The 26997-nt window shown below is 70.6% G+C and carries 29 protein-coding genes; 20 read left to right on the top strand and 9 right to left on the bottom strand.

Annotated features, from left to right (window positions below; all coding sequences use genetic code 11):
• The first annotated feature begins 122 nt into the window (after nt 1-122).
• From BJY18_RS37455 to BJY18_RS13545, 7 genes are all read left to right on the top strand, one after another.
• Nucleotides 123-1013 carry a serine hydrolase gene (locus BJY18_RS37455; RefSeq protein ID WP_184780323.1) on the top strand — a complete coding sequence of 297 codons (891 nt, stop codon included), beginning with the start codon at nt 123-125 and terminating at the stop codon, nt 1011-1013.
• Nucleotides 929-1483, top strand: a complete 555-nt coding sequence (locus BJY18_RS37450; protein WP_281393832.1) for a serine hydrolase — start codon at nt 929-931, stop codon at nt 1481-1483. Before BJY18_RS37455 ends, BJY18_RS37450 begins: the two co-directional genes overlap by 85 nt.
• A 59-nt stretch (nt 1484-1542) precedes the next feature.
• On the top strand, nt 1543-1773 hold the full coding sequence (locus BJY18_RS13565) for a hypothetical protein (protein WP_184780321.1): 231 nt from the start codon (nt 1543-1545) through the stop codon (nt 1771-1773).
• 454 nt (nt 1774-2227) lie between these two features.
• A complete protein-coding gene (locus tag BJY18_RS13560) occupies nt 2228-3046 on the top strand; it encodes a choice-of-anchor P domain-containing protein (RefSeq protein ID WP_184780320.1) in 819 nt (272 codons plus the stop codon).
• Between the two features lie 29 nt (nt 3047-3075).
• The gene (locus BJY18_RS13555) at nt 3076-3663 is read left to right on the top strand and encodes a class F sortase (RefSeq protein WP_184784602.1); all 588 of its coding nucleotides are present in this window, start codon (nt 3076-3078) and stop codon (nt 3661-3663) included.
• 120 nt (nt 3664-3783) lie between these two features.
• Nucleotides 3784-5163, top strand: a complete 1380-nt coding sequence (locus BJY18_RS13550; RefSeq protein WP_184780319.1) for an FAD-binding oxidoreductase — start codon at nt 3784-3786, stop codon at nt 5161-5163.
• Nucleotides 5164-5311: 148 nt separating this feature from the next.
• Entirely contained in the window at nt 5312-7087 is a 1776-nt protein-coding gene (locus BJY18_RS13545; protein WP_184780318.1) for an MFS transporter, read from the top strand.
• A gap of 13 nt (nt 7088-7100) precedes the next feature.
• Here the strand turns inward: BJY18_RS13545 and BJY18_RS13540 are convergent, their stop codons facing one another.
• The gene (locus BJY18_RS13540) at nt 7101-8165 is read right to left on the bottom strand and encodes an aldo/keto reductase (protein WP_184780317.1); all 1065 of its coding nucleotides are present in this window, start codon (nt 8163-8165) and stop codon (nt 7101-7103) included.
• 73 nt (nt 8166-8238) lie between these two features.
• Here BJY18_RS13540 and BJY18_RS13535 point away from each other — a divergent pair, with 73 nt between their 5' ends.
• Complete coding sequence (locus tag BJY18_RS13535) at nt 8239-9171, top strand: helix-turn-helix transcriptional regulator (protein ID WP_184780316.1); 933 nt, start codon at nt 8239-8241, stop codon at nt 9169-9171.
• A 136-nt stretch (nt 9172-9307) separates the two neighbouring features.
• On the opposite strand, the gene BJY18_RS13530 is transcribed toward BJY18_RS13535, so the two are convergent.
• Together BJY18_RS13530 and BJY18_RS13525 are read right to left on the bottom strand one after the other, a co-directional pair.
• Nucleotides 9308-9988, bottom strand: a complete 681-nt coding sequence (locus BJY18_RS13530) for a peptidylprolyl isomerase (RefSeq protein WP_184780315.1) — start codon at nt 9986-9988, stop codon at nt 9308-9310.
• 76 nt (nt 9989-10064) lie between these two features.
• A complete protein-coding gene (locus BJY18_RS13525; RefSeq protein ID WP_184780314.1) occupies nt 10065-10319 on the bottom strand; it encodes a DUF2631 domain-containing protein in 255 nt (84 codons plus the stop codon).
• Between the two features lie 113 nt (nt 10320-10432).
• Here BJY18_RS13525 and dxr point away from each other — a divergent pair, with 113 nt between their 5' ends.
• The 4 genes from dxr to BJY18_RS13505 all read left to right on the top strand — a co-directional run bounded on the left by dxr (nt 10433) and on the right by BJY18_RS13505 (nt 14400).
• Nucleotides 10433-11638 (top strand): 1-deoxy-D-xylulose-5-phosphate reductoisomerase, encoded by a 1206-nt coding sequence (gene dxr / locus BJY18_RS13520; protein WP_184780313.1) that lies wholly within the window; start codon nt 10433-10435, stop codon nt 11636-11638.
• A 3-nt stretch (nt 11639-11641) separates the two neighbouring features.
• Nucleotides 11642-12859, top strand: a complete 1218-nt coding sequence (locus BJY18_RS13515) for a M50 family metallopeptidase (RefSeq protein WP_184780312.1) — start codon at nt 11642-11644, stop codon at nt 12857-12859.
• Nucleotides 12860-12975: 116 nt separating this feature from the next.
• A complete protein-coding gene (gene ispG / locus BJY18_RS13510; protein WP_184780311.1) occupies nt 12976-14127 on the top strand; it encodes a flavodoxin-dependent (E)-4-hydroxy-3-methylbut-2-enyl-diphosphate synthase in 1152 nt (383 codons plus the stop codon).
• A gap of 69 nt (nt 14128-14196) precedes the next feature.
• Complete coding sequence (locus BJY18_RS13505; protein WP_184780310.1) at nt 14197-14400, top strand: hypothetical protein; 204 nt, start codon at nt 14197-14199, stop codon at nt 14398-14400.
• A gap of 34 nt (nt 14401-14434) precedes the next feature.
• On the opposite strand, the gene BJY18_RS13500 is transcribed toward BJY18_RS13505, so the two are convergent.
• Nucleotides 14435-14689: a hypothetical protein gene (locus BJY18_RS13500; RefSeq protein WP_184780309.1), complete on the bottom strand. Its 255-nt coding sequence runs from the start codon at nt 14687-14689 to the stop codon at nt 14435-14437.
• Nucleotides 14690-14756: 67 nt separating this feature from the next.
• Between BJY18_RS13500 and BJY18_RS13495 the strand changes: the two genes are divergently transcribed.
• Nucleotides 14757-15569 (top strand): helix-turn-helix domain-containing protein, encoded by an 813-nt coding sequence (locus tag BJY18_RS13495; protein ID WP_312873835.1) that lies wholly within the window; start codon nt 14757-14759, stop codon nt 15567-15569.
• Nucleotides 15570-15626: 57 nt separating this feature from the next.
• Here the strand turns inward: BJY18_RS13495 and BJY18_RS13490 are convergent, their stop codons facing one another.
• Nucleotides 15627-15947: a hypothetical protein gene (locus BJY18_RS13490; RefSeq protein WP_184780307.1), complete on the bottom strand. Its 321-nt coding sequence runs from the start codon at nt 15945-15947 to the stop codon at nt 15627-15629.
• 325 nt (nt 15948-16272) lie between these two features.
• Between BJY18_RS13490 and BJY18_RS13485 the strand changes: the two genes are divergently transcribed.
• Nucleotides 16273-16671 (top strand): VOC family protein, encoded by a 399-nt coding sequence (locus BJY18_RS13485; protein WP_184780306.1) that lies wholly within the window; start codon nt 16273-16275, stop codon nt 16669-16671.
• A gap of 23 nt (nt 16672-16694) precedes the next feature.
• Here BJY18_RS13485 and BJY18_RS13480 read toward each other — a convergent pair whose 3' ends face one another.
• Nucleotides 16695-16964, bottom strand: a complete 270-nt coding sequence (locus BJY18_RS13480) for a DUF4177 domain-containing protein (RefSeq protein ID WP_312873834.1) — start codon at nt 16962-16964, stop codon at nt 16695-16697.
• Nucleotides 16965-16990: 26 nt separating this feature from the next.
• Between BJY18_RS13480 and BJY18_RS13475 the strand changes: the two genes are divergently transcribed.
• The gene (locus BJY18_RS13475; protein WP_184780305.1) at nt 16991-17845 is read left to right on the top strand and encodes a GNAT family N-acetyltransferase; all 855 of its coding nucleotides are present in this window, start codon (nt 16991-16993) and stop codon (nt 17843-17845) included.
• Between the two features lie 43 nt (nt 17846-17888).
• Nucleotides 17889-18746 (top strand): type I methionyl aminopeptidase, encoded by an 858-nt coding sequence (gene map / locus BJY18_RS13470; protein WP_184780304.1) that lies wholly within the window; start codon nt 17889-17891, stop codon nt 18744-18746.
• Nucleotides 18747-19121: 375 nt separating this feature from the next.
• Here the strand turns inward: map and BJY18_RS13465 are convergent, their stop codons facing one another.
• Complete coding sequence (locus BJY18_RS13465; protein ID WP_184780303.1) at nt 19122-19790, bottom strand: FadR/GntR family transcriptional regulator; 669 nt, start codon at nt 19788-19790, stop codon at nt 19122-19124.
• A gap of 48 nt (nt 19791-19838) precedes the next feature.
• Here BJY18_RS13465 and BJY18_RS13460 point away from each other — a divergent pair, with 48 nt between their 5' ends.
• Nucleotides 19839-21107, top strand: a complete 1269-nt coding sequence (locus BJY18_RS13460) for a CynX/NimT family MFS transporter (protein ID WP_312873833.1) — start codon at nt 19839-19841, stop codon at nt 21105-21107.
• 50 nt (nt 21108-21157) lie between these two features.
• Here BJY18_RS13460 and BJY18_RS13455 read toward each other — a convergent pair whose 3' ends face one another.
• Complete coding sequence (locus tag BJY18_RS13455) at nt 21158-22552, bottom strand: mycothione reductase (protein ID WP_184780301.1); 1395 nt, start codon at nt 22550-22552, stop codon at nt 21158-21160.
• A gap of 326 nt (nt 22553-22878) precedes the next feature.
• Between BJY18_RS13455 and BJY18_RS13450 the strand changes: the two genes are divergently transcribed.
• The 3 genes from BJY18_RS13450 to BJY18_RS13440 all read left to right on the top strand — a co-directional run bounded on the left by BJY18_RS13450 (nt 22879) and on the right by BJY18_RS13440 (nt 25527).
• Complete coding sequence (locus BJY18_RS13450) at nt 22879-23724, top strand: S1 family peptidase (protein WP_184780300.1); 846 nt, start codon at nt 22879-22881, stop codon at nt 23722-23724.
• 20 nt (nt 23725-23744) lie between these two features.
• Nucleotides 23745-24188, top strand: a complete 444-nt coding sequence (locus BJY18_RS13445; RefSeq protein WP_184780299.1) for a GNAT family N-acetyltransferase — start codon at nt 23745-23747, stop codon at nt 24186-24188.
• Between the two features lie 136 nt (nt 24189-24324).
• Nucleotides 24325-25527, top strand: coding sequence for an amidohydrolase family protein (locus BJY18_RS13440; protein WP_221457712.1), 1203 nt, complete (start codon nt 24325-24327; stop codon nt 25525-25527).
• Nucleotides 25528-25733: 206 nt separating this feature from the next.
• Here the strand turns inward: BJY18_RS13440 and BJY18_RS13435 are convergent, their stop codons facing one another.
• Entirely contained in the window at nt 25734-26909 is a 1176-nt protein-coding gene (locus BJY18_RS13435; RefSeq protein WP_184780297.1) for an 8-amino-7-oxononanoate synthase, read from the bottom strand.
• Nucleotides 26910-26997: the final 88 nt, after the last annotated feature.

The raw sequence follows: 26997 nt of genomic DNA, 5'->3' as shown, positions 1-26997 counted from the left end.
GCCGGGTCTGGATGCGGACCTGGAGACGCTGCTGGCGCCCTGGATCACCGCGCGCTGAACCGGTCCTGCGGCGGGTTGCCGCGTAATCTTGTGGTGAGGTGCTGCCGGCCGAAAGGACGCGCATGGACCGACCCGACAGCGAGACGCCCACTCTGGTCGAGCCTGCTCTTCCCGCCGACGATGCGGAGGCGAGGTGGCTGGGCTTCCACGCGCTGCGGCTGGCCATGGGGGTGCTGGGCCAAGGCCGCACACCGGAAGCGGTGCTGGCGGAAGACCTTGCCGAACCGGCGTTCGCCAGCCTGCTTCCCGGAGACGGCTCGGTCGATCCGACGGCGCCACTGGACTGGGATCGCGTGGCGGTCTCATGCGGGGCGCAGTCGGTCACGCTGCGATCGGAGAGCGGGCTCGAACGCACGGTGGTTCGCAACGGGCGCTACGGGCTGCAAGCTGGGACGGCAAACGCGGCCGGATCCAGTGTCGCGGCGAAATCTCGGGTCGCCGGGCCTTGGCCGGTCGGGAGCGAGCCGGATCCGGCACACTTGAGCGCCGGGGTCGTGGCACGGATCCAGGAACTCGTCGACCGGCTCACCGGGGACGGCCTCGGCCGCGCGGTTGTGGTGGTGCACCGGGGAAAGCTGGTCGCGGAGAGCTACGCGCGCGGGTTTCCGCGGGAGATGCGGCACAACGGCTGGTCGGCCACGAAGAGTGTGGCCGGGGTGCTGGCCGGGCGGCTCGTACACGAAGGGCTGCTGGAGCCGGACCAGCCCGTGCCGATCCCGGAGTGGGCGAGTGACGAGCGCTCCGCCGTCACCTTGCGGCAACTGCTTGCCATGGCCAGCGGGCTCGACTGCCCGGCCGGGGTGACTGCGTGGGCCCGCGGCGATCGGCACTTCCGGTCTACGCGGGGGTGGACGACGTGTACCGCGAGATGGCCGGGCTCGGGCTGCATGCTCCACCCGGCACGCGGTGCGCCTACCAGAACAGCGATCCGTTGCTTTGCGCCGAAATCGTGACCCGGGTCGCCGCGGAAGCCGGGCTCGCGGAGCGTGCGGACGTGCCGTGGCGGCTGATGTTCGAGCCGCTGGGCATGCACAGCGTGCTGCTCGGTTCGGACGCCGCGGGTCACTTCCTGCTCTGCGGGGTGTGTCTGGCGACGGCGACGGACTGGGCGAAATTCGGTCAGCTGGTCCTCGACGACGGGGTATGGCAGGGCCGGCGGCTTCTGCCGGAGGGATGGCTCGACTACGTCCTCACCCCGGCGGAAGCGGACGACGAGCAGGTCTACGGCGGCGGATTCTTCTGGCGCGGACACGCGGTGTACGCCGGGCGCGTGCCGGAGCGGACGGCGCTGGCTGCCGGAATGTACGGACAGTGCGTTTTCGTGCTGCCGGACCAGGATCTGGTCGTGGTCCGGCTCGGGCAGGGCGAGAATGAGGCGCTGCTCGCCACGGTGGTCGGCGAGGTGGCGCGCGCGGTGGCGTGAGTCGCTGCCGGGTGGTCGGAAGCTGAACTACGCTGGAAGGCGTGGTTCCCGGACGCGGTATGACCGACGAAGAGCTCGTCATCGAGTTCGCGTTCACGCGGATGGACAACCCCGGCCTCGAGCTGGAGGAGATCGCCGCGCTCGTGGTTCGCCGGGTCGGGCCGGAGCACATGCTGGACTTCGCCGCGCGCACTCTCGCCACCCGCGGGGAGTTGCGCGGCGCGATGTTCGAAGCGGCGGTCGAGCACGTCCTGCGCGTGGTCCTCACCCTGCGCGGCCCCTCCGACTGACGTTCCTCGCCGTGGAACTGTCAACCGGCGACACTGCGCGTTCCACTGTGGACAATTGTTGTCAGGTTCCCGGGCGTGGGCGGAGGCATTTTCCGGAGACGGATTACGACCGTGACAGGCATCTCACGGTGGGTATCCGGAGCACACCCGTGGCAGGATCACTCCGACGAGTGGGATGGCCAAGTTTTCGCTCAACCGCCCGGCGTATCGGTCGCGTTACGTGAGATTTTGCCGCCGAGCGCCTCGCGTTACATCACTCTTTAGTGGTGAAATTGCAGAATTGTCGTTACTGCCGCGGTCGTTCCACGGACGGTCCCGGGTGATCTTGCTTTGCGTTCCCGAGACCCCTTGATAATGTCGCGTTCTCGCCGGTGGTCGACCAGATGCGGTCGATCACGCGTGGATTCGGGGATCCGCGGGCGGACCCATTCTCGCGTGTTCGAAAGGACAATTCATGCGTTCTGCCCTGCTGCGCGGACGGACCGTCGCGGTCGCCGTCCCCGCGCTGGCCCTGCTCGCCACCGCCGCCCCCTCGGCGGTCGCCGACGAGACGCCCGCCGGATCGGCCTACGGTGCCTCGGCGTCGGTCTCGTTGCTCCCGGGTGTGCTGGGGGACAAGGGAATCTCCGTGGAGACCGGCAAGCTGGCCCCGTCGTCCACCTCGGGCAAGGAGTCCGCGCAGGTGGTCGACGTGCCGCTGAAGGGCCTGATCAGGGCCAAGGCGATCAGCAGCTCGGCCAAGCAGGACGGCTCGTCCGGGCCGGTCACCTCGAAGGCCGCGATCGTCGACGCCGCCCTCCCGGTGCTCGCGCCGCTCGCCGGCAGCACGCCGAAGGCCAGTGTGATCAGCTCCGAGTGCGAGTCCACCGCGGACGGCATCACCGCCTCGTCCAAGCTCGTCGGGCTGGACCTGGGCAAGATCGGCGAGCTGCCGGTCGGCACGGCGCCGAACCAGAAGATCGGCGTGCCCGGTGTCCTGCAGGTGATCGTGAACGAGCAGGTCAAGCACTCCGACGGCAGCCTCACCGTCAACGCGCTGCACGTGAAGCTGCTGGGCGGCAAGGCCACCGGCGCGCTCGGCAGCGGCGACATCGTGCTCGCCTCGTCCACCTGCGCCAAGGTCGCGGGCACGACCACCACGCCGCCGACCGAAACCACCGAGCCCAGCGAGCCCGCCCAGCCGCCCGCGGAGGGGCCCGGCCAGGTGACCGTCGTGCCCGCGGGTGCGCCGGAGACCGGTGACGGTTCGCTGGCCGCGCGGATCGCCCGGTGACGCAGCCCGTGCCGGCCGCGGGCCGCCCGGTGCGGCGGTCCCGGCTCGGGTTCTTCGCCCTGCTGCTGGCGCTCGTCGCCAACTTCGCGCTGCTCGGCTGCGGCTCGTCCGCGCCGGCGCCCGCGGCTGCACCCGCGTCGTCGTCTCCGGCCGCGGCAGCACTCGCGAAGTCGGAGCCGGTCTCGGTCGACGTGCCCAGCATCGACGCGCATTCGTCCCTGGTACCGCTCGGTCTCAACGCGGACAAGACGGTGCAGGTGCCGCCGGTCGACCAGCCCCTGCAGGCAGGCTGGTACCGCTACGGCCCGATGCCGGGCGAGGTCGGCCCCGCGGTCGTGCTCGGCCACATCGACGGCAACCACCAGAAGGGCATCTTCTGGCGGCTGCACGAGGTCAAGAAGGGCGACGAGGTCGTGGTCGGGCGCAAGGACGGGTCGAAGGCCACGTTCACGGTGACCCGGGTGGACCAGATCGCGAAGAAGACCTTCCCGACCGAAGCGGTGTACGGCGACACCACTGATGCGCAGATCCGGCTGATCACCTGTGGTGGTGCGTTCGACCGGGAGGCACACAGCTACCTGGACAACATCATCGTGTACGGCACGCTCGACACCTGAGCCGTACCCCGGAACCGGGGCCCCGTCCTCCCGCGCTCGGGCGGGAGGACGGGGCCCTGCTGTCGTTCCGCCTAGTCTGGCGGGGTGGCCGGGGGTGGCGGAATCGGGAACGGAGCGCTCATGCTGATCGACGACCTGCGGGCAGTCCTGCCGGAAGACCGGATCGTCCTGGATCCGGACGTGCTGACCGGCTACGCGCACGACGAGGCGGAATGGGCCCCGCACGGCGAACCCGCGGTGGTCGTGCGACCGCGGACGGCGCAGGACGTGCAGGCGGTCGTGCGCGAGTGCGTGAAGCACCGGGTTCCGCTGGTTCCGCGGGGTGCCGGAACCGGGCTTTCCGGCGGGGCGAACGCGGTGGCCGGATGTGTGGTGCTGGTCACCGACCGGATGACCGCGGTCAGGGAAATCAACCCGGTGGAACGCCTGGCCGTCGTGGAACCCGGTGTGGTCAACGACGATCTGCGTGCGGCCTGCGCGGAGCAGGGCCTGTGGTATCCGCCCGATCCGGCCAGCTCGCCGTGGTCGACGATCGGCGGCAACGTGGCCACCAACGCCGGCGGGGTCTGCTGCGTGAAATACGGCGTGACCCGCGACTACGTCCTCGGCCTGCAGGTGGTCACGGGCACCGGCGAGCTCGTCCGGCTCGGCCGGCGCACCGCGAAGGGAGTGGCCGGATACGACCTCGCCGGGCTGATGGTCGGCTCGGAGGGAACGCTCGGCGTGATCACCGAAATCACCGTGCGGCTGCGCGCGCAGCGGGCGCCGGAGTCGACGGTGGCCGGGTACTTCGACTCGACCGTCGCCGCCGGCGAGGCCGCTGCCGCGATCAGGGCGGCCGGGATCGTGCCGTCCGCGCTCGAACTGGTCGACCGGCACTGCCTCGCCGCGGTCGACGCGTGGAAGAACATGGGTCTGTCCTCCGACGCCGACGTGGTGCTGCTCGGCCGCAGCGACGCGCCCGGCGCGGCGGGGGAGCACGAGGCCGCGGCGATGCTGGAGTGCTTCGAACAGGCCGGCGCGAGCTGGGCCGCGCAGTCCTCGGACCAGACCGAGGCCGACGCGCTGTTCGCCGCTCGCCGGCTGGCCTATCCGGCGCTGGAGCGGCTCGGGCCGGTGCTCACCGAGGACGTCTGCGTGCCCACTCACCTGGTCCCCGAGATGCTCGCCCGGATCGACCTCGCCGCGAAGCGGCACGACACGCAGATCGCGAACATCGCGCACATCGGCGACGGAAACCTGCACCCGCTGCTGATCACCCCGGTCGGCGACGAGCCCGCCCGGCGCCGTGCGCAGGCCGCGTTCGACGACATCGTCGCCGACGCGCTCGCCCTCGGCGGCACCGTCACCGGCGAGCACGGCGTCGGGCTGCTGAAGCAGCCGGGCCTGGTCCGGGAGCTGGGGCCGGCCGTGCTCGCGATGCACCACGCGGTGAAGAACGCGCTCGACCCGCACGGGATCCTCAACCCGGGGAAGGTCGTCCAGGAGCCCGTCGAGTAGTCACTCGGGCGAGTGAAGGTAAACAGTCCTCAAAGGACTGTCAATCGATTGTGACCCGTGTCTCGCAACCGTTTCGGAACGTTGCTTGTTTAACGCAAGCAAGTTGCTTAGCCTAGCTAAGGGAACGTTGGGAGAGAGGTCTTCGACTGTGGCGGAGCGCAGGACGTATTCGATCGCGGAGCTGGGGCCGCGATACAAGTGGATCGCGCTGTCCAACACGACGCTGGGCATGCTGATCGCGACGATCAACTCGTCGATCGTGCTGATCGCGCTGCCCGACATCTTCAAGGGCATCGGGATCAACCCGCTGGAACCGTCGAACACCAGCTACCTGCTGTGGATGATCATGGGCTTCCTCGTGGTCACCGCGGTGCTGGTGGTGGCGTTCGGCAGGCTGGGCGACATGTACGGCCGGGCCCGGATGTACAACCTGGGCTTCGCCGTGTTCACGGTGTCCTCGATCATGCTGGCGGTCACCTGGTTCGACGGCAGCGCCGCCGCGCTGTGGCTGATCGGCTGGCGGATCGTGCAGGGGGTCGGCGGCGCCTTCCTGATGGCCAACTCGTCGGCCATCCTCACCGACGCCTTCCCGCCCAACCAGCGTGGTCTCGCCCTCGGGATGAACGGGGTGGCGGCCATCGCCGGTTCGTTCCTCGGCCTGGTGATCGGCGGGGTGCTGGCCCCGATCAACTGGAACCTCGTCTTCCTCGTCTCGGTGCCGATCGGCGTGATCGGCACGGTCTGGGCCTACCTCAAACTGCACGACACCGGGGTGCGCAAGCACGCCAGGATGGACTGGTGGGGCAACATCACCTTCGCCGTCGGCCTGATCGCGGTGCTGGTGGGCATCACCTACGGCATTCAGCCCTACGGCACCTCGGCCACCGGCTGGGGCAGCCCGATGGTGCTGTCCTGCCTGATCGGCGGCCTCGCGGTGCTGGTCGCCTTCGTGGTGATCGAGACGAAGGTCGACAACCCGCTGTTCCGGCTGTCGCTGTTCCGCATCCGCTCGTTCAGCTGGGGCAACCTGGCCAACCTCACCGCTTCGCTCGGCCGCGGTGGCCTGCAGTTCATCCTGATCATCTGGTTGCAGGGCATCTGGCTCCCACAGCACGGCTACACCTTCGAGCAGACGCCGCTGTGGGCCGGGATCTACATGCTGCCCATGACGATCGGCTTCCTCGCGTCCGCGCCGACCTCCGGCATCCTGTCCGACCGGATCGGCAGCCGCGCGCTGGCCTCCGGCGGCCTGGTGATCACCGCGGCGACCTTCCTGCTGCTGATCCTGCTGCCGGTGAACTTCAACTACTGGGCGTTCGCGGCGATCCTGCTGGTCAACGGCATCGGCATGGGAATGTTCTCCTCGCCGAACCGGGCCGAGGTGATGAACAGCCTGCCCGCCGACTCACGCGGTTCCGGCGCGGGCATGATGACCACGTTCCAGAACGCGGCCATGGTGCTGTCGATCGGCTTCTTCTTCAGCCTGATCATCGCCGGCCTGTCGAGCAGCCTGCCCTCGGCGATGGCGCAGGGCCTCACCTCGCACGGGGTGTCGGCCGCCTCGGCCGACCAGGTCGCGCACCTGCCCGCGGTCGCGGTGCTGTTCGCGGCGTTCCTCGGCTACAACCCGATCCAGCAGCTGCTCGGCGGCCAGCTGAGCAGCCTGCCGCCGGACCAGGCCTCGTTCCTGACCGGGCGCAGCTTCTTCCCGAACCTGATCTCCGGTCCGTTCCAGGACGGTCTCGCGGTCGCCTTCGGCTTCGCCATCGTGGTCTGCCTGATCGGCGCGATCGCGTCGCTGCTCACGACCGATCCGAAGAAGAAGCCCGCCGATCCGGAGTCGGTGGGCGAGGAACTGGCCGCGGTGGCCGGCGAATCGGGTGGCGGACCGAGCGAGCTGGTCGCCCCGCGGAGCGAGCGGTAACGATCTTCGCCGGTCAGTGGGACGGGTGCCAGTTTCGGGATGGGATCCCGTTGATTGTCGTGCCGCCCTGGGCGAGGTCGGCCCCAGTGTGGTCGAGGAAGGCGAAGGGGAACGGCAAAGCGGGGGCAGTCAAGCTGTCGAGCGTGGCGAGTTGGTCGGCGGAAAGTGTCACGGCGAGAGACGCCAGGTTGCTCTCCAACTGCTCGAGCGTGCGGCAGCCGATGATCGTCGCGGTCACTTCGGGGCGGTGACCGACCCAGGCGAGCGCCACGGCGGACACCGGAACCCGCTGTGCGGTGGCGATTTCGTGCAGTGCGTCGAGCAGGGCGTCAGTGTTCTCGGTCAGTCGTGCGCGGGTACTCGCCCAGCCCAGGCGACCTGACTCGGCGGCGCCGGTCCGGGTGTACCTTCCCGACAGCACCCCGCCCGCCAGCGGACCCCAGGGCGTCACACCGATGCCGAGGGCCCGGGCCGCGCCGAACAGCTCGCCTTCGACGGTCCGCTCCAGCAACGAGTACTCCACCTGGATCGCCGCGACCGGGGCCTCGCGGTGGGCTTCGGCGAGGCTCGCCGCGCGGGCGACTGCCCACGCGGGGGTGTCGGACAGACCGTAGTAGCGGATTTTGCCCGCGGTGATCAGGTCCTGCAGAGTGCCGATCGTCTCCTCGATCGGAGTGTGCCGGTCGAAGTAGTGCTGCCAGTACAGGTCCACGTAATCGGTGCCGAGCCGGGTGAGCGACTCGTCGAGCTGCCGCACGATTGCCTTGCGGCCGCTGCCGCCGCCGTTCGGATCGCCGGGGTGCAGGTTTCCGGCGAACTTCGTGGCGAGCACCAGCCCGTCCCGCACCGACGGGGTGGTCCGGAGGAACTTCGCGATGGTCTGTTCCGCCCGGCCGCCGGCGTAGCCGTTGGCCGTGTCGAGCGTATTTCCCCCGGCCTCGACGTAGTGCTGCAGCAGGCGCAGCGCGGTGTCCTGATCGCAGCCCCATTCGGGCTCGTCGAAGGTCAGTGTGCCGAGGACCAGCGGGCTGATCCGCAGGCCGGTCCGGCCGAGCGTCCGGTACGAAGCGAGGTTCATGCCTTCAGCGTGCAACCGGAGAAGCGTACGGTAAATATTGTCGAGTCCCGATTTTTAGCGCGAAAGTACAGCCATGCTCGCCGCCCGGCATCCCGACCCGCTGTCCCAGGTGCTCACCCTCGCCGGTGCGCGCTGCCGCCTGACCGGAAAGCTGTCCGCGAGCGGCCAGTGGGCGCTGCGCTTCCCCGCCCGCGGGCGGCTCAAGATCATCGCCGTGCGGCGCGGGAGCTGCACCTTCGCCTCCGGCGGGCAGTCAGGTGAACTGCGCTCCGGCGAGGCGATCGCGGTGAGCGGGGACTGCCCCTTGGTCGTGCGCACCCATGCCGACGTGCCGCCGATCGATGCCGAAACCATGACCGTGCCCGACCATCGCATCGGCACGGCGGACGAATTCTTCGGCGTAGGCGGCGAAGTGACGGTCGAACCGGGCGGCGAGGCACTGCTGGTGCAGGCTTTGCCGCCGCTGCTGCACATCTCGGCCGCACACCCGCAGGCCTCGGCCCTCGGCTGGCTGCTGCGGGAACTGGACACCGAAATGAGCTGCGACCGGCCCGGGTACAGCTTCACCCGTGATCAGCTCGCGCAACTGCTCCTCGTCCAGGTCCTGCGCGCGTACCTGGCTCAGCCGAACGCCCTGCCCGCAGGCACGCTACGCGTCCTGGCCGACGTGCGGGTGGCACCGGCCGCACAAGCCCTGCACGAGAACCCCGCTCATGCGTGGCGGCTCGATGAACTCGCCCGCCTCGCCGCGATGTCCCGCACTGGTTTCGCCGCGCGGTTCCGTGCTATCGCCGGGGTCCCGCCATTCGCCTACCTGACCGAATGGCGCATGCGGATCGCCGCATACGAACTCACCCATCACGACGCGACCGTAGGCGAATTGTCAGCGCAGGTCGGCTACACCTCGGAAAGCGCCTTCATCACAGCCTTCAAACGCGCCTTCGGCGCGACACCCCTTCAGCACCGGCACCACCACCATCTGCACCGCGCCGAGCCCTCGGCTTGATCGACACCTCCTCGTCTCGCTCAAACCTGCAGGCACCATCCTGGTGCACGTTCCGGCGCGGACTGGGAAACGGTCGTACGATCCGGAATCGACGTGTTCCTGCGGGCCTACCGCGGTGCCGGGCACCTCGGTCGGCTCACCAGCCGAGGGAGGCGCGCTCGATCTTCACCGGATGGGCGGGTGCGCCGTCCAGCGGCCCGTCTGGATCGGTCGGGACGATGCCGTCGGACACCATCCGGTCGATCGCGTCCATTCCGCGGATCACCTTGCCCAGTACCGAATACTGTGCCGGGATGTGCGCGAAGGAGTGCACGATGAAGAATTCCGAGCCGTTCGTGCCGGGACCCTGGTTGCCCATCGCGATCGTGCCGCGCTCGTAGGTCTCCGCGCCGGACACCTCGTCCGGGAAGCCGTAGCCGGGGCCGCCCTTTTCGACCTCGTAGAGGTCGCCGCACTGGAGCACGCCCAGCCGTTCGGAATCGGACAGCCGCCAGCACTGGCTGTGGTCGTAGAAGCGCTGCAGGACCAGGCTGGCCATGTTCGCCACCGCGCACGGAGCCGCCCCGGAGCTGTCGAGGCGCACCGTGACCGGGCCGTAGTTGAAGCGGAAGGTGATGTCCACGGTGCCGCGGGTGAGCGCGAACGGCAGCGGACGCAGTACCGGCCGGGCCGCGGGGTTGTCCGGAGTCGGGGTGAACCGGCAGCTGACGACCGGAGCCGCGGAGGTGGCCGAAGCGGGCACGGCCGAAGCGGGCGCGGCGGCCAGCGCCGAAGCGGTGACCACGGCGAGGAGGAGCGCGACCAGGCGGGATTTCATGAGCCCGCAACGTAGCCGAATGCGGAGCCCGTGCGCCAGACCCCGGCGCGGACATGCTCGCGCCGGGGAGGGGAACCTACTTGCGCCAGGCCGTGCGGCGGCGGCGGATGTCGAGCACCAGTGCCAGCACGATGAACGCGGCCAGGCCGACCAGCCACACGTTCTCGGTGTTGTTCTCGTGGTTGCCCTTGATCATCAGCAGCAGGATGACCGCGCTGAGCCAGCCGGCGATGCGGGTGGCCTTGGGGAACGAGCCGTGCCAGCCCCATTCCGCGGACGGTTCGTCCCGCGGGTCGACCTCGGGGCGCTTCTCGATCGCCTTGCTCGCCACGACCACTCCTTCGGGCCCACTGGGACGTTGTGCTCCCCGATGATCCCACATCGCGATCCCCCACTGCCGGGCGCCGGCCGGACACGGCGCCGGGCAGGCGATAATGACGCCCGATGACTACCTCGCGAAGCGTCCTCGTACTGGGCTCCACCGGGTCCGTCGGGGCCCAGGCGCTCGACGTCGCCGCACGTAACCCGCACCTGTTCACCGTCGCCGGGATCGCCGCCGGCGGTTCCGATCCGGCCGCGCTGGCGGCGCAGGCGCTCGCGCACGGAGTCACCGCGGTCGCGGTGACCAAGCCCACGGTGGTCGAAGACCTGCAGCTCGCGCTGTACGCCGAGGCGCAGCGCCGTGGCTACGCGAAGGGTGAGTTCCGGCTTCCGCGCATCCTCGCCGGTGCCGAAGCGGTGCTCGAACTCATCGACAGCGTCGAAGCCGACGTCGTGCTCAACGCCCTTCCCGGTTCGCAGGGCCTCGCCCCGACGCTGCGTGCACTCGCCACCGGGGCCACGCTCGCGCTGGCCAACAAGGAGTCGCTGATCGCGGGTGGGCCGCTGGTGCTCGCCGCGGCCGGGCCCGGCCAGCTCGTGCCGGTCGACTCGGAGCATTCGGCGATCGCGCAGGCCCTGCGGTCGGGCCGCGAGGACGAGGTGGCGCGGCTCGTGCTGACCGCGTCCGGCGGCCCGTTCCGCGGCCGCAAGCGCGCGGACCTTGCCGAGGTGACCGTCGAGCAGGCGATGGCGCATCCCACGTGGTCGATGGGGCGGCTGATCACGATCAACTCGGCCACGCTGGTGAACAAGGGGCTCGAGCTGATCGAGGCGGCGCTGCTGTTCGGTGTCGAGCCGGCGCGCATCGACGTGACCGTGCACCCCCAGTCCATCGTGCACTCGATGGTGACCTTCACCGACGGCTCGACGATCGCCCAGGCCAGTCCTCCGGACATGCGGCTGCCGATCGCGCTGGCGCTGAACTGGCCGGACCGGGTGCCCGGCGCCGCCGCGGCCTGCGCCTGGGACACCGCGGCGAGCTGGACCTTCGAACCGCTGGACAACGAGGCGTTCCCGGCGGTCGAGCTGGCCCGCGAGGTGGGCACCGCGGGCGGCTGCCTGCCCGCGGTCTACAACGCGGCGAACGAGGAGGCGGTGGCCGCCTTCCTCGCGGGGAACGCCAGTTTCACGTCGATTGTGGACACTGTTTCGCAGGCGGTGGAAGCTGCCGACGAATGGCGTCGCGAACCACGCGACGTCGATGATGTACTCGCAGCCGAGCGGTGGGCTCGAGCGCGTGCCGGAACGACGCTGGGTAAGGGGAAGTAGCGCGTGCTCGCCTACATCATCGGGGTGGTGCTGTTCGCCCTCGGCATCTGCATCTCGGTCGCACTGCACGAGGCCGGGCACATGGTGACCGCGAAGGCGTTCGGCATGAAGGTCCGGCGCTACTTCATCGGCTTCGGGCCCACGGTGTTCTCCTTCCGCCGCGGCGAGACCGAGTACGGCCTCAAGTGGATTCCGCTCGGCGGCTTCTGCGACATCGCGGGCATGACCGCGCTCGACGAGGTCACCGAGGAGGAAGCGCCACGCGCGATGTGGCGGTTCAAGACCTGGAAGCGCACCGTCGTGATGTGCGCGGGTTCGGTGACGCACTTCATCCTCGGCTTCGTGGTGCTCTACCTGATGGCGATCACCATGGGGCTGCCGAACATCCACCCGTCCACCGACCCGGTCATCGACTCCACGTCCTGCGCCCGCGCGGCCACCACGCAGCAGCAGCTGGAGGACACCGCGTGTCCGGCGGGGGCGCCGACGCCGGCGAAGAGCGCGGGCATGCTCGCCGGCGACAAGATCGTGTCCGTGGCCGGACAGGAGACGCCGACCTGGCAGGACGTGCTCAAGGTGGTGCAGGACTCGAGCGGGCCGACCGCGATCGTCGTGCAGCGGGGCGAGTCCCGAGTCCCGCTCACCGTGGACGTGCCGCGGGTGCAGCGCCTCACCACCGACGGCACGGTGCGCGAGGTGGGCATGATGGGCGCCGCCACCGTCGTGCCGCCGCAGTACCTGCACTACAACGGCCTCGACGGCGTGCCAGGCACGCTGTCGTTCACCGGCACGATGTTCTCCGAGACCGCGCAGCGGCTGGTGGAGTTCCCGAAGCGGATCCCGGCCGTGGTCGACGCCATCTTCGGCGGCGAGCGCGATCCGAACACCCCGGTCAGCGTGGTCGGCGCGAGCCGGATCGGCGGCGAAGCGGTCGAGAAGGGCCTGTGGATCGTCTTCTTCTTCCTGCTGGCCAGCCTGAACTTCTTCATCGGCGTGTTCAACCTGCTGCCGCTGTTGCCGCTGGACGGCGGGCACATCGCGGTGGTCTGGTACGAGCGGGTGCGCGACTGGCTGCGCAAGCTGCGCGGGAAACCGGCGGGCGGTCCGGTCGACTACACGAAGCTGTCGGCGGTCACCATGGTGCTCGTGGTGATCGGGGGCGGGATCACGCTGCTCACGGTGACCGCGGACATCGTCAACCCGATCACCTTGCAGCAGTAGTCCCGTCCCGGCCGGGGGACAGGGCACCCGCGGCGCCCCGACCGGGAGTAATCCGGCTCACCGCGACGGTCGACTTCGTTGAACCGGGGCCGGGTGGGGTGGGTAGTCTGGATGGCGTGACCGTCGCGCTAGGTATGCCAGCTCTGCCACCCCCCGTCCTCGCCGAGCGCCGCACGACCCGCCAGCTGATGGTGGGGCCGGTCGGGGTCGGCAGCGAGCACCCGATCTCCGTCCAGTCGATGACCACGACGCTGACCTCCGACGTCAACGCCACGCTCCAGCAGATCGCCGAGCTGACCGCGGCGGGCTGCGACATCGTGCGCGTCGCCTGCCCGTCGGCCGACGACGCGGAGGCGCTGCCGGCGATCGCGCGGAAGTCGCAGATCCCGGTGATCGCCGACATCCACTTCCAGCCCAAGTACGTGTTCGCCGCGATCGAGGCGGGCTGCGCGGCGGTGCGGGTCAACCCTGGCAACATTCGCAAGTTCGACGACCAGGTCAAGGAGATCGCGCAGGCCGCGAAGGACCACGGCACGCCGATCCGGATCGGCGTCAACGCCGGCTCGCTGGACAAGCGGCTGCTGGAGAAGCACGGCAAGGCCACCCCGGAGGCGCTGGCCGAATCGGCGCTGTGGGAGGCGTCGCTGTTCGCCGAGCACGATTTTCACGACATCAAGATCTCGGTCAAGCACAACGATCCGGTGGTCATGGTGCGTGCCTACGAGCTGCTCGCCGAGCAGTGCGACTACCCGCTGCACCTGGGCGTGACCGAGGCCGGTCCGGCGTTCCAGGGCACCATCAAGTCCGCGGTCGCCTTCGGCGCGCTGCTGCGCCAAGGCATCGGCGACACGATCCGGGTGTCGCTGTCCGCGCCGCCGGTCGAGGAGGTCAAGGTCGGCACGCAGATCCTGCAGTCGCTGAACCTGCGGCCCCGGAAGCTGGAGATCGTGTCGTGCCCGTCCTGCGGGCGGGCCCAGGTGGACGTCTACACCCTCGCCGACCAGGTCACCGCGGGTCTGGAGGGCATGGAGGTGCCGCTGCGGGTCGCGGTGATGGGCTGCGTGGTGAACGGCCCGGGCGAAGCCCGCGAGGCCGACCTCGGCGTCGCCTCCGGCAACGGCAAGGGCCAGATCTTCGTCAAGGGCGAGGTCATCAAGACTGTCCCGGAGCACGCGATCGTGGAAACGCTGATCGAGGAAGCCATGCGCATCGCCGAGGAATCCGGCGAGGGCGTCGGCGAGGGCGCACCGAGCGTCACCGTCGGCTGATCCCGCTCCCGGCCGCCCGCGGGCTGGCCCACCGGGCGGCAGGAAGTCCTCGACGAGGTCGACAACGTCGTGCTCTGCACCGCCCGGACCGCGGACGACGTGCTGTATCACGAACTGCGCGCGACCGGCCGTACCGTGCACCGCATCGGCAACTGCGTGGCCCCGCGGAAGATCGACCACGCCATCTACGAGGGCGAGCTGGCCGGTCGCGAGCTCTGGACACCCCGGCAACGCGCGATCTACGACGGCGAGCTGGAACAGGCGATCAGCTGACCTGGGGTCCGGGCCGGAGTCGCCGCAGCCCGCGCTAACCCTGCAGGTGGTGGCGGGCGGCGTCCTGGATCTGCACGCGCACGTTCTCCAGCGAGGCGGCGACCTCGTCGATCTGCCGGGCGGCGAGCTGGATCGCGCCCTGTACGGAGGTGGCCGTGGTCGTCGCGCCGAGCAACCCGAGTACCTGTGCCTGCAGGTCGTCCAGCTCGCTTCTGGTGGCCAGCGCGATGCCGGTCGGAACCTGGTCGGCGAGCAGTTCCAGCTGATGCGCCTGCTCCTGGATGGTCATCCGTTTCTCCTTCTCGGGGGGACCGCACTCCCGTGGTAGCAGAAAACGGCGGGCTTACCCTGGTTCCGTGAGTCACAGCTGGGCTGTGCGGCCGCCGCATCCGGTGTTGCGGCCGCTCGTCTCGCGCTACATCGGCTACGCGCAGGACGACGTCACCCTCGCCGTGCACCGGGGCCTGCCGTCCCGGCACGTCACGCTGGTCATCAGCCTCGCCGATCCGGTCCAGTGCGCGGGGCTGCCCGGGGAAGGCCGGTGGCAGGCGATGGTCGGCGGCCTGCACACGGCGCCGGCGCTGATCACGCAGAGCCGGCTGCAACGCGGGCTGCACCTGGAACTCGACCCGCTGGGCGTCCGCACGCTGCTGGGCGTGACCGCCGCCGAGCTGAGCGGCCGGATCACCGACCTGGCCGACTTCGGCGGCGACCTGGCCCGGCTGCCGGAGCGGCTGGCCGAGGCGCCGGACTGGCCGTCCCGCTTCGACCTGCTCGACCGGACGCTCGCCGCGCGCGCGACCGAACCGACCACGCCGCCCGCGGAACTGGCCCAGGCCTGGCGCCGTCTGCGCCACACCGGAGGCCTGCTCCGAGTCGGCGAACTGGCCGAGGAGATTGGCTGGAGCCGCCGTCACCTGGGCGAGCGATTCCGCGCCGAACTGGGACTGCCCCCGAAACAGGCGGCACGGGTCCTGCGGTTCGAACGAGCGGGCGGCCTGCTGCGCGCAGGCCACCGCGACCTGGCCGCCGTCGCCCTCGCGGCCGGCTACTACGACCAGGCCCACCTGTCGAACGAATGGCGCGCACTGGCCGGCTGCTCACCACGAACGTGGCTGGCCGAGGAACTACCGAACCTCGGCTACGAACCCGCGGAGGATCCTGCCTGAGCGGAGGTCGCGGACGAAGCGGGATGCGCCATCGGCGATGCAGGCTGCGTCCGGTACCTACCGGCGGCAGTTGACCGAGGCCACGGACGCGCCGATCTTCGTCTTCGACTTCGGCGTGCTGACCACAGTCCGGTTCACCAGGTAGCTCGTGCCGCCCGTGCTCGTGGCGGTCTGCACGATTTCCCCGCTCTCGTCACCGGTGATGGTGTAGGTGAGGTCGCATTCGTAGCCCGAAGCAAGGGTGTTGCCGCCGACGAAGGAGATCTCGGGTTCGACGACCGTGGTGCAGCCCGCCGAACCGAAACACTGCTTCGAAATCGTCCGCAGGCCGACTTCGAAGTCCTTCGCCTCCGGTTCGCTCGCCAACTCGGGTGCCACCGTGGGAGAGGGGCCAGGAGAGCTCAGATCGACACAATCCGGCTGAGCGCAGCCACCGGCCTGGTCCCCGTCGAACATGCTGTGCCATTCGGTCGTCGGCGCGGACTGGGCTGCGCCGGTACCTCATTGCTGCAGGCCGCGACGCCGAGCGCAACACCGGTTAGCACAGTGAAAAGCATCAGGCGTTTGATCATGATCGGCCTCCCGGCGGGATGTGCTCGGAAGTCGCGCCGTCTTTCTCGCGTGTTACGCGAGATTCACTGCGAGGCCCGGAGTTCCCGTTTCTCCAAGACCGTCGGCCACCTGGCGCGTCAGACTCGCCGTCATGACTTCACAACCGACAGTGTGGCCGGCCATCCGTTACGACGACGCCCCCGCGGCGATCCGGTTTCTCGTCGACGTGCTCGGGTTCGAGGAGACACTCGTCGTACCCGGAGACGAGACGCGGGAGGTCGCGCACGCCGAACTCCGGTGGCCGGAGGGCGGCGGGATGATGCTGGGCAGCACCGGCGGCGACTGCGACGGAATCCACGACGCGATGAAACCCGGCACCGGCGCCGTCTATGTCGTGTCGGATCGGGTCGACGAGGTGTACGCGCGGGTCCGGGAGGCCGGCGGCGAGATCACCATGGCACTGCACGACACCGACTACGGTTCGCACACCTTCAGCCTGCGGGATCCGGAGCGCAATTCCTGGACCGTCGGTACGTACCGCGGTGCCTGACCGGTCCTGCCCGCCGGACCGCCCTACCCGACCGGCCGCTCGAAGGTCACCAGCAGCCCGTCGACGCCGCCGGGGCCGACCCGGCCCTTCACCTCGGCCCCGGTGATCGCCTTCAGCTGCCAGCCCTCGGCGGCGCGGTCGTTCAGCAGTTTCTCGAGTTTCTCGCCGGACATCTTGCCGCCGATCATCTTCTCGCGGAGTTCCACGACCTGGTAGGTGTAGCGCTGCATGCTCCGATTGTGCCCGAAGCCGGTGTTCAGCTGCGCGTATCGGCGGGCTCGCGTTCCGTTCACCGGCTTCTTCTGGCACTCTTGACGCTGTGTTGCGGCTTGCCGGCGCCCGGCTGCTCGATGATCGGGACTACCCGGCGGTTCGTGCTGCGCTCGCCTCGGATCCGGTCGGCAGCTGCATGGTCAGCGCCAGGGTGGAGGCGGCCGGGCTGGACCCGTGGCGCCTCGGCGGCGAACTGTGGGCCGCCGACAGCCGTCCGGTCCGCTACGGGCGGCTCTCGGGGCTGTGCTTCGCCGGGCCGAACCTGATCCCGTTGCGCGGCAACTCCTCGGCGCTGCGGTCGTTCGCCGACCGGGCGTTGCGCAGGGCCCGCACGTGTTCGTCGCTCGTCGGGCCGGCCGAACAGGTCCTCGGCCTGTGGGACGAGCTGGAAACCGAATGGGGCCCGGCCCGCGAGGTCCGTGAGGACCAGCCGCTGATGGCGCTCGACGGCAGCCCGCGCGTGCCCGCCGACCCGCGCGTGCGCGCGGTGCGTCCGGACGAACTCGACCGGTACCTGCCCGCGGCGGTCGCGATGTTCGTCGAGGAGGTCGGCGTCGACCCGCGATCCGGGGACGGCGGGGCCAGCTACCGGGCCAGGGTCGGCGAGCTGATCTCCGGCGGCCGCGCGTTCGCCCGGTTCGAGGGCGGCGAGGTCGTGTTCAAGGCCGAGATCGGTGCGATGTCCGCGGGGGTCGGGCAGATCCAGGGCGTGTGGGTGCATCCGGACCGGCGGGGCAGCGGCCTCGGCACGGCCGGCACCGCGGCGGTGGTCAACCGGCTCGTGCACGGCCTCGGCCGCACCGCGAGCCTGTATGTGAACGCGTTCAACGCCCCGGCGCTCGCGGCCTACCGCAGGATCGGCTTCGAGCAGGTCGGCCAGTACGCGACCGTGTTGTTCTGAGCGGGCTCTCCCCGGTCCGCCGGAACGTCGTAGGGTGGAGGACATGCCCGATCGCGCCCCGTTGAAGCCCGGTGTCCAGACGCCGCGCCGTGCCGTCCCCGCCGACATCGCCCGCCCCGAGTACGTCGACCGGCCGGCGCCGAAACGGGACACCGGCAACGGCGTGCGCACGCCCGAGGTGATCGAGGCCATGCGGGTCGCGTCGAAGATCGCCGCGCAGGCGCTGGAGGAGGGCGGCAAGGCCGTCAAACCGGGCGCGACCACCGAGGACGTCGACAAGGTGGTGCACGAGTTCCTGCTCGACCACCACGCCTACCCGTCCACCCTCGGCTACCGCGGCTTCCCGAAGTCCTGCTGCACCTCGCTGAACGAGGTGATCTGCCACGGCATCCCGGACTCGACCGTGATCGAGGACGGGGACATCTGCAACATCGACGTCACCGCGTTCATCGGCGGCGTGCACGGCGACACCAACGCCACCTTCCTCGCCGGTGACGTGTCGGAGGAGGTACGGCTGCTCGTCGAGCGCACCCGCGAGGCGACGGCGCGCGCGATCAAGGCCGTCCGTCCCGGCCGGCAGCTCAACGTGATCGGCCGGGTCATCGAGGCCTACGCGAAGCGGTTCGGCTACGGAGTGGTGCGCGATTTCACCGGCCACGGCGTCGGCCCGGCGTTCCACACCGCGCCGACCGTGCTGCACTACGAGGAACCCTCGGTGCACACGGTGATCGAGGAGGGCATGACCTTCACCATCGAACCGATGATCACGCTCGGCACCATCGACTACGACGTCTGGGCCGACGACTGGACCGTGACCACGAAGGACAAGAAGTGGACCGCCCAGTTCGAGCACACCCTGGTCGTCACCCCCGACGGCGCGGAAATCCTCACGCTGCCTTGACGAACCCCCGGCGGGCGCGCACCTGACGGGCCCCGGCACGCGCGCGACGTGGTGCCCGGCGGCTTGCTCGCCGCGGCGGGCTCGCCGCGGCGGGTGACGGTGGCTGCCCGGGTGCGGTGGGCGGCTCGGGCTGCCCGGCGGCTTGCCCACCGTGGGTGGCTGTGGCTGCCGAGGTCGGTGGGTGGCTGGGGGCCGCCCGGGTGCAGTGGGCGACTCGGGCTGCGTGGGTTCGGTGGGCGACTGGGGCTGACTGGCAGCAGTGGGCGGCTGAGGCCGCGTGGCTGCGGTGAGCGGCCGCGCTGACCGCCGTAATGGACGGCTGCGCCTGCGCCTGCGTGGGTCCGGAGGACCGGCACGCCCGTCCCGGGCCGGTGTTCAGTCCACCCGGGTGAGCAGTTCGTCCAGGAAGCCCGCGGCTTCGCCGGCCGCGCGCTCGGCGTCGCCGTCCTCGATGGCGTCGACCAGGCCCTGGTGCCTGATCCGCTCCGCGTGCTCCGGATGGTCGGTCGTCGACGCCACGCTCGCGGTGATCGCCTCCATCAAGCCGCGGTAGAGCTCGAACAGCAGCTCGTTGTGTCCACATCGGACGACGTCGAGGTGGAATTCCGCGTCGGTGTGGGCGAAATCCTCGCCCCGGCGCTCGTGCCATTCTCGGTCACGGCGGTGCAGCAGCTCACGCAGGCCGGCGACGTCCTCGTCGGTACGGGCCGTTGCGGCCAGCCGCGCGCCCTCCATTTCCAGGACGCGCCGCACCTGCAGCACCTCACGCAGCTCGGTCCCGCACAGCCGGCGGACCGCGCCGGACACCTCGCTCGTCGCGCGCACGTAGGTGCCGTCGCCCTGGCGGACTTCGAGGATGCCGGTGTGCGCCAGCGCGCGGACGGCTTCCCGGACGGTGTTGCGCCCGACCCCGAGCTGGGTGACGAGCTCCGGTTCGGTCGGGATGCGGTACCCGACCGGCCACTCCCCGTCGCGGACCGCCTGGCGCAGCTGGTCGATGACCTGGTCGACGAGCCCGGCGCGGCGGGTGGTGGCCAAAGGCACAGGGAAATCCCTTCATCCAATCATCCTATGTATGCCATAGTAGCGCACGTGTCCGTCGATTCCTCAGATCCCGCCGCGTCTGCGTCCGCCTACTCCGACCGGCTCGAACTCGAACTGGAGGGGAGTATCGAAGAAGAGCAGCCCCGCACCCGCCCCGGCGTTGTAGCCGGCGGCGTGCTGCTCGCGATCGCGGTCGTGCTCACGGCGATGAACCTGCGGCCGGCCATCACGAGCGTCGGTCCGCTGCTCGCCGAGATGCGCGAGGGGCTGGGCGCCTCCGCGTTATGGGCCAGCGTGCTCACCACGCTGCCCGGCCTCTGCTTCGCCGGCGCCGGGCTCGCGGCGCCGGTCCTGTCGCGCCGGTTCGGCATCGGCACGGCGATCGGGTCCGCGCTGGCCGTGCTCGCCGCCGGGCTGGTCGTGCGGGTGCTCGACGGACCGTACGTGGTGCTCGGCGGAACCCTGGTGGCGACCGCGGGCATCGCTCTGATCAACGTGCTGATCCCGGTGGTCATCAAGGATTCCTTCCCGGCGAGGGTCGGACTGATGACCGGCGTCTACACCGCCGCGCTGCAGGGCGGCGGCGCGGCCGGGTCCGCGCTCAGCCCGCCGCTCGAGACGGCGCTGGGCGGCTGGCGCGCGGCGCTCGGCTCGTGGGCCGTGCTGGCCGTGATCGCGCTGGCGGCCTGGTTCCTGGCCGCACGCGGCACCGGGCGGGCGCCACGTCCGACCGCGGGCGGCGCCGGCGGGCGGTCCCTGCTGCGCAGTCCGCTGGCCTGGATCGTCACGATCTTCTTCGGCCTGCAGTCGTTCATCGCCTACGTGGTGATGGGCTGGCTGCCGCAGGTGTTCATCGACGCCGGGGTGAGCAAGAGCGCGGCCGGCCTGCTGCTCGGCCTGATCTCCCTGATCGCGGTGCCGATCAGCCTGGTGATCCCGCCGATCGCGGCTCGCCAGGGCAGCCAGAGCGGGTGGATCGTCGCGCTGGGCGTGTGCGGGGTGGCCGGGATGGCCGGGGTGCTCATCGCACCGGCCTGGTCGCCGGTGCTGTGGAGCCTGCTGATCGGGATCGGGATGAGCGTGTTCTCCTTGGCGCTCACGGTGATCGCGCTGCGGGCGCGCACCGGGGCCGACACCGCGCGGCTGTCCGGGATGGCGCAGGGCTTCGGCTACCTGCTGGCGGCGGTCGGGCCGTTCGCCTTCGGCCTGCTGCACGACGCCACCGGCGGCTGGCAGGTCTCGCTGATCGTGCTGCTCGGGGTGTGGGTGGTGCAGATGCTGTTCGGCGCGCTGGCCGGTCGCCGCCGGTTCGTCTGATCCCTTGTGAATGGCGGGACCGGTTCTCACCGGTCCCGCCATTCACGAGGTCAGTCCAGGGGCAGGTTCAGCAGCGCGTTCTCCACCAGCTCCGGCATGGCCGGGTGAATCCAGTACTGGCCGTGCGCCATCGTCCGCGCGTCGAGGCCGAAGCTCATCGCCTGGATCAGCGGCTGGATCACCGTCGAGGCCTGCGGGCCGATGATGTGCGCGCCCAGCAGCCGTCCGGTCGACGGATCGGCCAGCAGCTTCGCGAAGCCGGTGGTGTCCTCCATCGCCCAGCCGTAGGCGATGCCCGCGTAGTCCTGCTTCGAGACCACATAGGACAGTCCGGTGGCGGCCGCCTCGCGTTCGGTCACGCCGACCGAGGCGACCTGGGGCGAGGTGAACACCGCGTGCGGCACGAAACGGTGATCCGAGGTGATCCGCTCGTCCGGATGCGCCAGGTTGTGCCGCACCACCCGGGCCTCGTGGTTGGCGACGTGCTTCAGCTCCAGCGGCGACGAGATGTCCCCGAGGGCGTAAATGCCCGCCACGGAGGTCTGCTGGTGAGCGTCCACGACCACGTGGCCGCGTTCGGTGGTGGCGACGCCGGTGGCGGCCACGTCGAGCAGGTCCGAGTTCGGCGTGCGCCCGGTGGCGACGAGGATCAGGTCGGCTTCCACCGTCTCGGCGCCCTGCGGGCCCTCGAGATCCAGCGCCACCCCGCCGCCGGTCCGCCGCGCGCGCAGCGTTTTGCGCTCCAGCCGTACGTCGAACCGCTTCGAGGCCAGCTCCGTGAACCGCGCGCTGACGTCGTCGTCCTCCTGGCGCAGCAGCGCGCCGGAGCGGTTGACCACGGTCACCGCCACGCCGAAGGAGGCGAACACGTGCGCGAACTCGGCCGCGATGTAGCCGCCGCCGAGGACGACGATCCGCTTCGGCAGCTCGTCCAGCCGCATCACGGTGTCGGAGGTGTGGTAGCCGGTTTCGGCCAGCCCCGGCACGTCCGGGATGACCGGGCGCCCGCCCGCGGCCAGCACGAAACGGTCCGCGGTGAGCACCTCGTCCGGCCGGTCGCCGGGGAAGCTGACGCGCAGCTGCTTCGTGCCGGTGAACCGTCCTTCGCCCTGGTAGACGTCGACGTTCCGGTTGTCCTCGTGGTTCTTCCGGTAGTCCGCGCCGCCCTCGGCGATCGGGTCGATCCGGCCGAAGACCCGGTCCCGCACGTCCGTCCAGCGCACGCCCTCGAGGCGTTCGTCCACGCCGTAGCGGGAGCTGACCGACGGGGTGGCCGCCACGTCCGCGGCGTAGACGAACATCTTGGTCGGAATGCAGCCCACGTTGAGGCAGGTGCCGCCGAACGCGCCCTTCTCGACGATCGCCGTCTTCCGGTCGGCGAATTCCGGCCCGAGGATCGAGTTCCCCGATCCGGTCCCGACGATCACCAGGTCGTAGTGCGGCACAGCGGTCCTTTCCCGAACGGCCCTTCCCGCGGGCCGGTGGCGTGTCAGCCTAGTCAACCGCCTCACCCGCCCGGGTGTTCCCGGCCCGCCCACCGGCGGCGGGGCGAGGTCGCCCGCGAGCTCGTACGCAGGTGCGACCCTGCTCCGCGCCCCGCTCCGGGAGGACGAACGCGCTCGGTGAACGCCGACTCCACCCGTTCCAGTGACACCGTTTCGGGCCTGCTCCGTTTAGGGTATTCGCGGTCCCGTGTTCACGCGCCGGAGTCGGCTGGCTCCCGGCCGCGTCCGGGCCTCCGTGCTCCATCCGCCGGCCGAAGGGGAATCCCATGCCCGCCAAGTTCCGCCGTCCGCTCCTCCTCGCGGTGGGGGCGCTGCTCGCCGCCGCGGTGGCGGTACCGGTCGGCACGGCATGGGCCGGCGGTCCCGCGGAGCCGGATCCGGGTGTCCCCGGTTCGCCCGGGTCCTCGGCCGCGCAGCCCCGCATCGTCGGCGGCGGGGAGGCCTCGCTGTCCGACCACCCGTACGCGGTGTACCTCACCGACCAGAGCGGCAACCAGTACTGCGGTGCGGTGATCGTCGGCTCGTCGGCGGTGGCCACTGCCGCGCACTGTGCGAAGGCCGTGTCCGCGTCCGACGTCCGGGTGGTCGCCGGCCGGCAGGACAAGCGCAGTTCGGCCGGCGTCGTGCTCAAGGTGTCGAAGGTCTGGGTCTCCCCGGAGTTCAGCGATCCCACCAAGGGCGACGACGTCGCGGTCCTCAGCGTCCGCGGGAAGCTGCCCTACGAGCCGGTGAAGCTGGCCGGCCCCGACGATCGGTCCGTCTACGCGGAGGGCACCCGCGCGACGGTGCTCGGCTGGGGCCGGCTCGCCGAGGGCGGCGAGCGTTCCGACGTGCTGCGCAGCGCGGAGGTCCCGCTGGTCAGCGACACCACGTGCAGGAGCGCCTACGACACCTACGATCCCTCGAGCATGGTCTGCGCCGGCTACCCGCAGGGCGGCACGGACGCCTGCCAGGGCGATTCCGGCGGGCCGCTCGTGGTCGGTGACACGCTGATCGGCATCGTGTCCTTCGGCGACGGCTGCGCGAAGGCGAACAGGCCGGGCGTGTACACGCGGGTGTCCGCGTTCGCCGACGACATCAAGGCGCAGTCCCAGCCGCGGCTGTTCGGCTGAGATGTGTTAGGCAGGGGCGTGTGACGACCCTGCACCACGCGGCCGGTCCCGAGCTGACCGCCGCCCAGCTCTACGCGATCCTCCGCCTGCGTGCCGACGTGTTCGTGGTGGAACAGGACTGTGTGTACGCCGACCTCGACGGTCGCGATCTGGAGCCGGACACCCGGCACCGGTGGTTCACCGGCGACGACGGCGAAGTGCTGGCCTACCTGCGCGTTCTGGCCGATCCGGGTGGCGTGGACCGGATCGGCCGTGTGGTCACCGCCCGCATCGCGCGCGGCCAGGGCCTCGCCGGCCGCCTGATGGCCGCGGCGCTGGACGGCGTCACCGGCGAGTTCGTGCTCGATGCGCAGACCTACGCCCAGGGGCTGTACGCACGCTTCGGTTTCGTGGCCGAAGGCGAGGAGTTCCTCGAGGACGGCATCCCGCACCGGACCATGCGCCGGCCCGCGAAGAGCGCGTAGCCGTCCTCGCGGGCCGACGTATCGGCCCTGGTTACCCGCACCTCACCTCCTGTCGCGAAAGTGCCTTCTTGGCAGGTCAACGCTGGTCTCATACGGTTTTCTGGTAACTGAAGGTAACCAGGATGTGGAGGTCGGCGTGCCGCACTTCGTGATCACCGGCGCCCGCGTTTTCGACGGTGAAGACCTGCTCGGTGACGTGGACGTCGAAGTCGTGGAGGACACCATCGCGAGCGTCGGCGGCAGCCGTCCCGCGGGAGCCGAACTGATCGACGGCACCGGCGCCACTGTGCTGCCCGGGCTGATCGACGCGCACACGCACACCGATGAGGAGTCACTTCGTCAGGCCCTGACGTTCGGGGTCACCACGGAGCTCGACATGGTCTCGATCCCGGAGCGGATGAACCCGCTGCGCCGCCTGGCCGCCGAGTCGGACGACCTCGCCGACGTGCGCTCGTCGTCCATCGGGCTCACGCCGGCGAACGGGCATCCGCATCAGGTCCGGACAGGGGAGGGCGACCCGCCGTGGCCGACGGCGTCACGGGCGGACGAGGTCCCGGCGTTCGTCGAGGACCGGATCGCCGAGGGCGCCGACTACCTCAAGGTGCTGGTGGAGGACGGCCACCTGTTCGGTTTCTCCCTGCCCCGGCTCGCCCCCGAGCTGGTGGCGGCCACTGCCCGGGAGGCGCACGCCCGCGGCAAGCTGGTCGTCGCGCACGCGATGACCGTCGAGACGGCCGAGCAGGTCGTCGACGCCGGCGTGGACGGGCTGACGCATCTCTTCTTCGATCAGCCGCATTCCGGCGAACTGATCGAGAAGATCGCCGCTGCCGGCGTTTTCGTGATTCCGACGCTGTCGGTGATCACGTCGATCACCGGCGAGTCCACCGGTGCCGAGCTCGCGAAGGATCCGCGGGTGCGCGCCAAGCTGACGCCGGAATGGCTCGACAACCTGTCGGGTACGATTGCGACGAGCTCGCACGAGAACCTCGGCTACGCGTTCGAAACACTCGCGGCGCTGCATCGAGCCGGCGTCGACATCCTCGCGGGCACGGACGCCGCGCATCTCGGCGCGCCGGGAATGGCCCACGGGGTCAGTCTGCACGGAGAGCTACGGCTCCTGGTGCGGGCAGGCTGGACGCCGATCGAGGCACTGCGGGCGGTGACTTCCGTTCCCGCGCGACGGTTCGGCCTTGCCGACCGCGGCCGCATTCGGCCGGGCCTGCGAGCCGACCTCACGATGGTGACCGGCGACCCGACGGTCACCATCGGCGACACCCTCGAGGTCCAGCGCGTATGGCGTGGCGGGGCACCGGCGACCCTGGCGCCCGCCACGCTGTGAGCCGCGTGTCTCCCGTTCACGAGCGGAGCCAGATGCGGAGCGCGGCGGCTGTGCCGGCGACGCCCGAGCCCGGTAGCGACGGTGGTTCGTCGTCTTCGCAGCCCCGGAACGGCTCGCAACCGCCTCCATGAACACCTGCTCGCAGCCCACCTCCGTCAGCAGCGACAGCGTCGCACCCAGGATGGCCAGGCCACGGCTGGCAGCTCTTAGGCGGCAGCACCGCGGGGAGCGGTGGCGGTGAGCACCTTCACCGCGCGGTCCACATCGGACTCGGTCAGGTTCGCGCGGGCGGTCAGGCGGAGCCGGGAAACGCCGTCCGGCACCGAGGGCGGGCGGAAGCAGGCGACGCGAATCCCTTGTTCCGCACACGCTTCCGCCCAGCCGAAGGCGGCTTCCGGTGACGGTGCGCGCACTGAGATGACTGCCGCTTCGGGGAGAGTGGTGCGCAGGCCGGCCGCCTTCAGGTGCATGGCGAGGTTGGCGGCGTTGTCGATCGCCTTCGCCGGCAGATCCGGTTCGGACTTGAGCACGCCCAGCGCGGCCAGCGCCGCGGCAGCGCTCGCGGGTGCGAGCGCGGTGTCGAAGATGAAGCTGCGCGCCGTTTCCACCAGATGCCGGATCACCCGGCGTGGGCCGATCACGGCGCCGCCTTGAGCGCCGAGTGCCTTCGAAAGCGTGCAGGTGGTCACCACGTCCGGTGCGGCGGACAGCCCGGCCGCGTGGACCGCCCCTCGGCCCCCTTCGCCGAGCACGCCGAGGCCGTGCGCGTCGTCGACGAGCAGTGCGGCGCCGTGTTCGCGGCAGATCCCGTGGACCTCACCCAGCGCGGCCGCGTCGCCGTCCACGGAGAAGATCGACTCGGTGACCACGAGCGCCCGCGGTTTCCGCCGCGTGGCCAGCGCGTGCCGGACCGCTTCCGGATCCGCGTGCGCGACCGCCGCCACGTCGGCCCGGGAAAGCCGGCAGCCCTCGATCAGCGACGCGTGCACGTACTTGTCGCTGACGATCGCGGACTCCGCGCCGGACAGCGCGGTCACCGCACCCAGGTTGGCGGCGAACCCGGAGGAGAAAACGAGAGCCGCCTGCGCACCGCAGAACCGGGCCAGCTCGTGTTCCAGCTCGGCGTGCAGTTCGGTGGAGCCGGTCACCAGCCGCGATCCGGTGGCGCCGGCACCCCAGCGCAACGCGGCCGCCGCGGCTGACCCGGCGACCCGCTTGTCCCGGGCCAGTCCGAGGTAGTCGTTGCCCGCCAGGTCGAGTTCGTCGGGCTGCGCGGGCCGCGGTCGCAACCGCCGCGTCAGTCCCGCGTCCGCCCGCTTCGTGGCCTCGGCGTCGAGCCAGTCGAAGACGGTGTCGGGCGGCGGCGGGGACGAGGCGTTCACGTCTGGCAGTGTCGCATCCGGCCCGGCAGCCGGGGCGTGCGCCCTGCCACAGCGAAACCTCCTCGACGGCAACGAAAAACGGCCCCGC

Origin of the sequence: Amycolatopsis jiangsuensis (assembly GCF_014204865.1) — a bacterium.
Classification (GTDB): Bacteria; Actinomycetota; Actinomycetes; order Mycobacteriales; family Pseudonocardiaceae; genus Amycolatopsis; species Amycolatopsis jiangsuensis.
This window is presented reverse-complemented; position numbering and strand designations above follow the sequence as displayed.

What these genes read in the sequence shown, in the direction of transcription:
- BJY18_RS13450 (WP_184780300.1), top strand. Translation starts at nt 22,879, where the DNA reads ATGCCCGCCAAGTTCCGCCGTCCGCTCCTCCTCGCGGTGGGGGCGCTG.
- BJY18_RS13530 (WP_184780315.1), bottom strand. Translation starts at nt 9,988, where the DNA reads ATGAAATCCCGCCTGGTCGCGCTCCTCCTCGCCGTGGTCACCGCTTCG.
- BJY18_RS13565 (WP_184780321.1), top strand. Translation starts at nt 1,543, where the DNA reads ATGACCGACGAAGAGCTCGTCATCGAGTTCGCGTTCACGCGGATGGAC.
- dxr (WP_184780313.1), top strand. Translation starts at nt 10,433, where the DNA reads ATGACTACCTCGCGAAGCGTCCTCGTACTGGGCTCCACCGGGTCCGTC.
- BJY18_RS37450 (WP_281393832.1), top strand. Translation starts at nt 929, where the DNA reads ATGGCCGGGCTCGGGCTGCATGCTCCACCCGGCACGCGGTGCGCCTAC.
- BJY18_RS13550 (WP_184780319.1), top strand. Translation starts at nt 3,784, where the DNA reads ATGCTGATCGACGACCTGCGGGCAGTCCTGCCGGAAGACCGGATCGTC.
- BJY18_RS37455 (WP_184780323.1), top strand. Translation starts at nt 123, where the DNA reads ATGGACCGACCCGACAGCGAGACGCCCACTCTGGTCGAGCCTGCTCTT.
- BJY18_RS13540 (WP_184780317.1), bottom strand. Translation starts at nt 8,165, where the DNA reads ATGAACCTCGCTTCGTACCGGACGCTCGGCCGGACCGGCCTGCGGATC.
- BJY18_RS13560 (WP_184780320.1), top strand. Translation starts at nt 2,228, where the DNA reads ATGCGTTCTGCCCTGCTGCGCGGACGGACCGTCGCGGTCGCCGTCCCC.
- BJY18_RS13485 (WP_184780306.1), top strand. Translation starts at nt 16,273, where the DNA reads ATGACTTCACAACCGACAGTGTGGCCGGCCATCCGTTACGACGACGCC.
- map (WP_184780304.1), top strand. Translation starts at nt 17,889, where the DNA reads ATGCCCGATCGCGCCCCGTTGAAGCCCGGTGTCCAGACGCCGCGCCGT.
- BJY18_RS13500 (WP_184780309.1), bottom strand. Translation starts at nt 14,689, where the DNA reads ATGACCATCCAGGAGCAGGCGCATCAGCTGGAACTGCTCGCCGACCAG.
- BJY18_RS13535 (WP_184780316.1), top strand. Translation starts at nt 8,239, where the DNA reads ATGCTCGCCGCCCGGCATCCCGACCCGCTGTCCCAGGTGCTCACCCTC.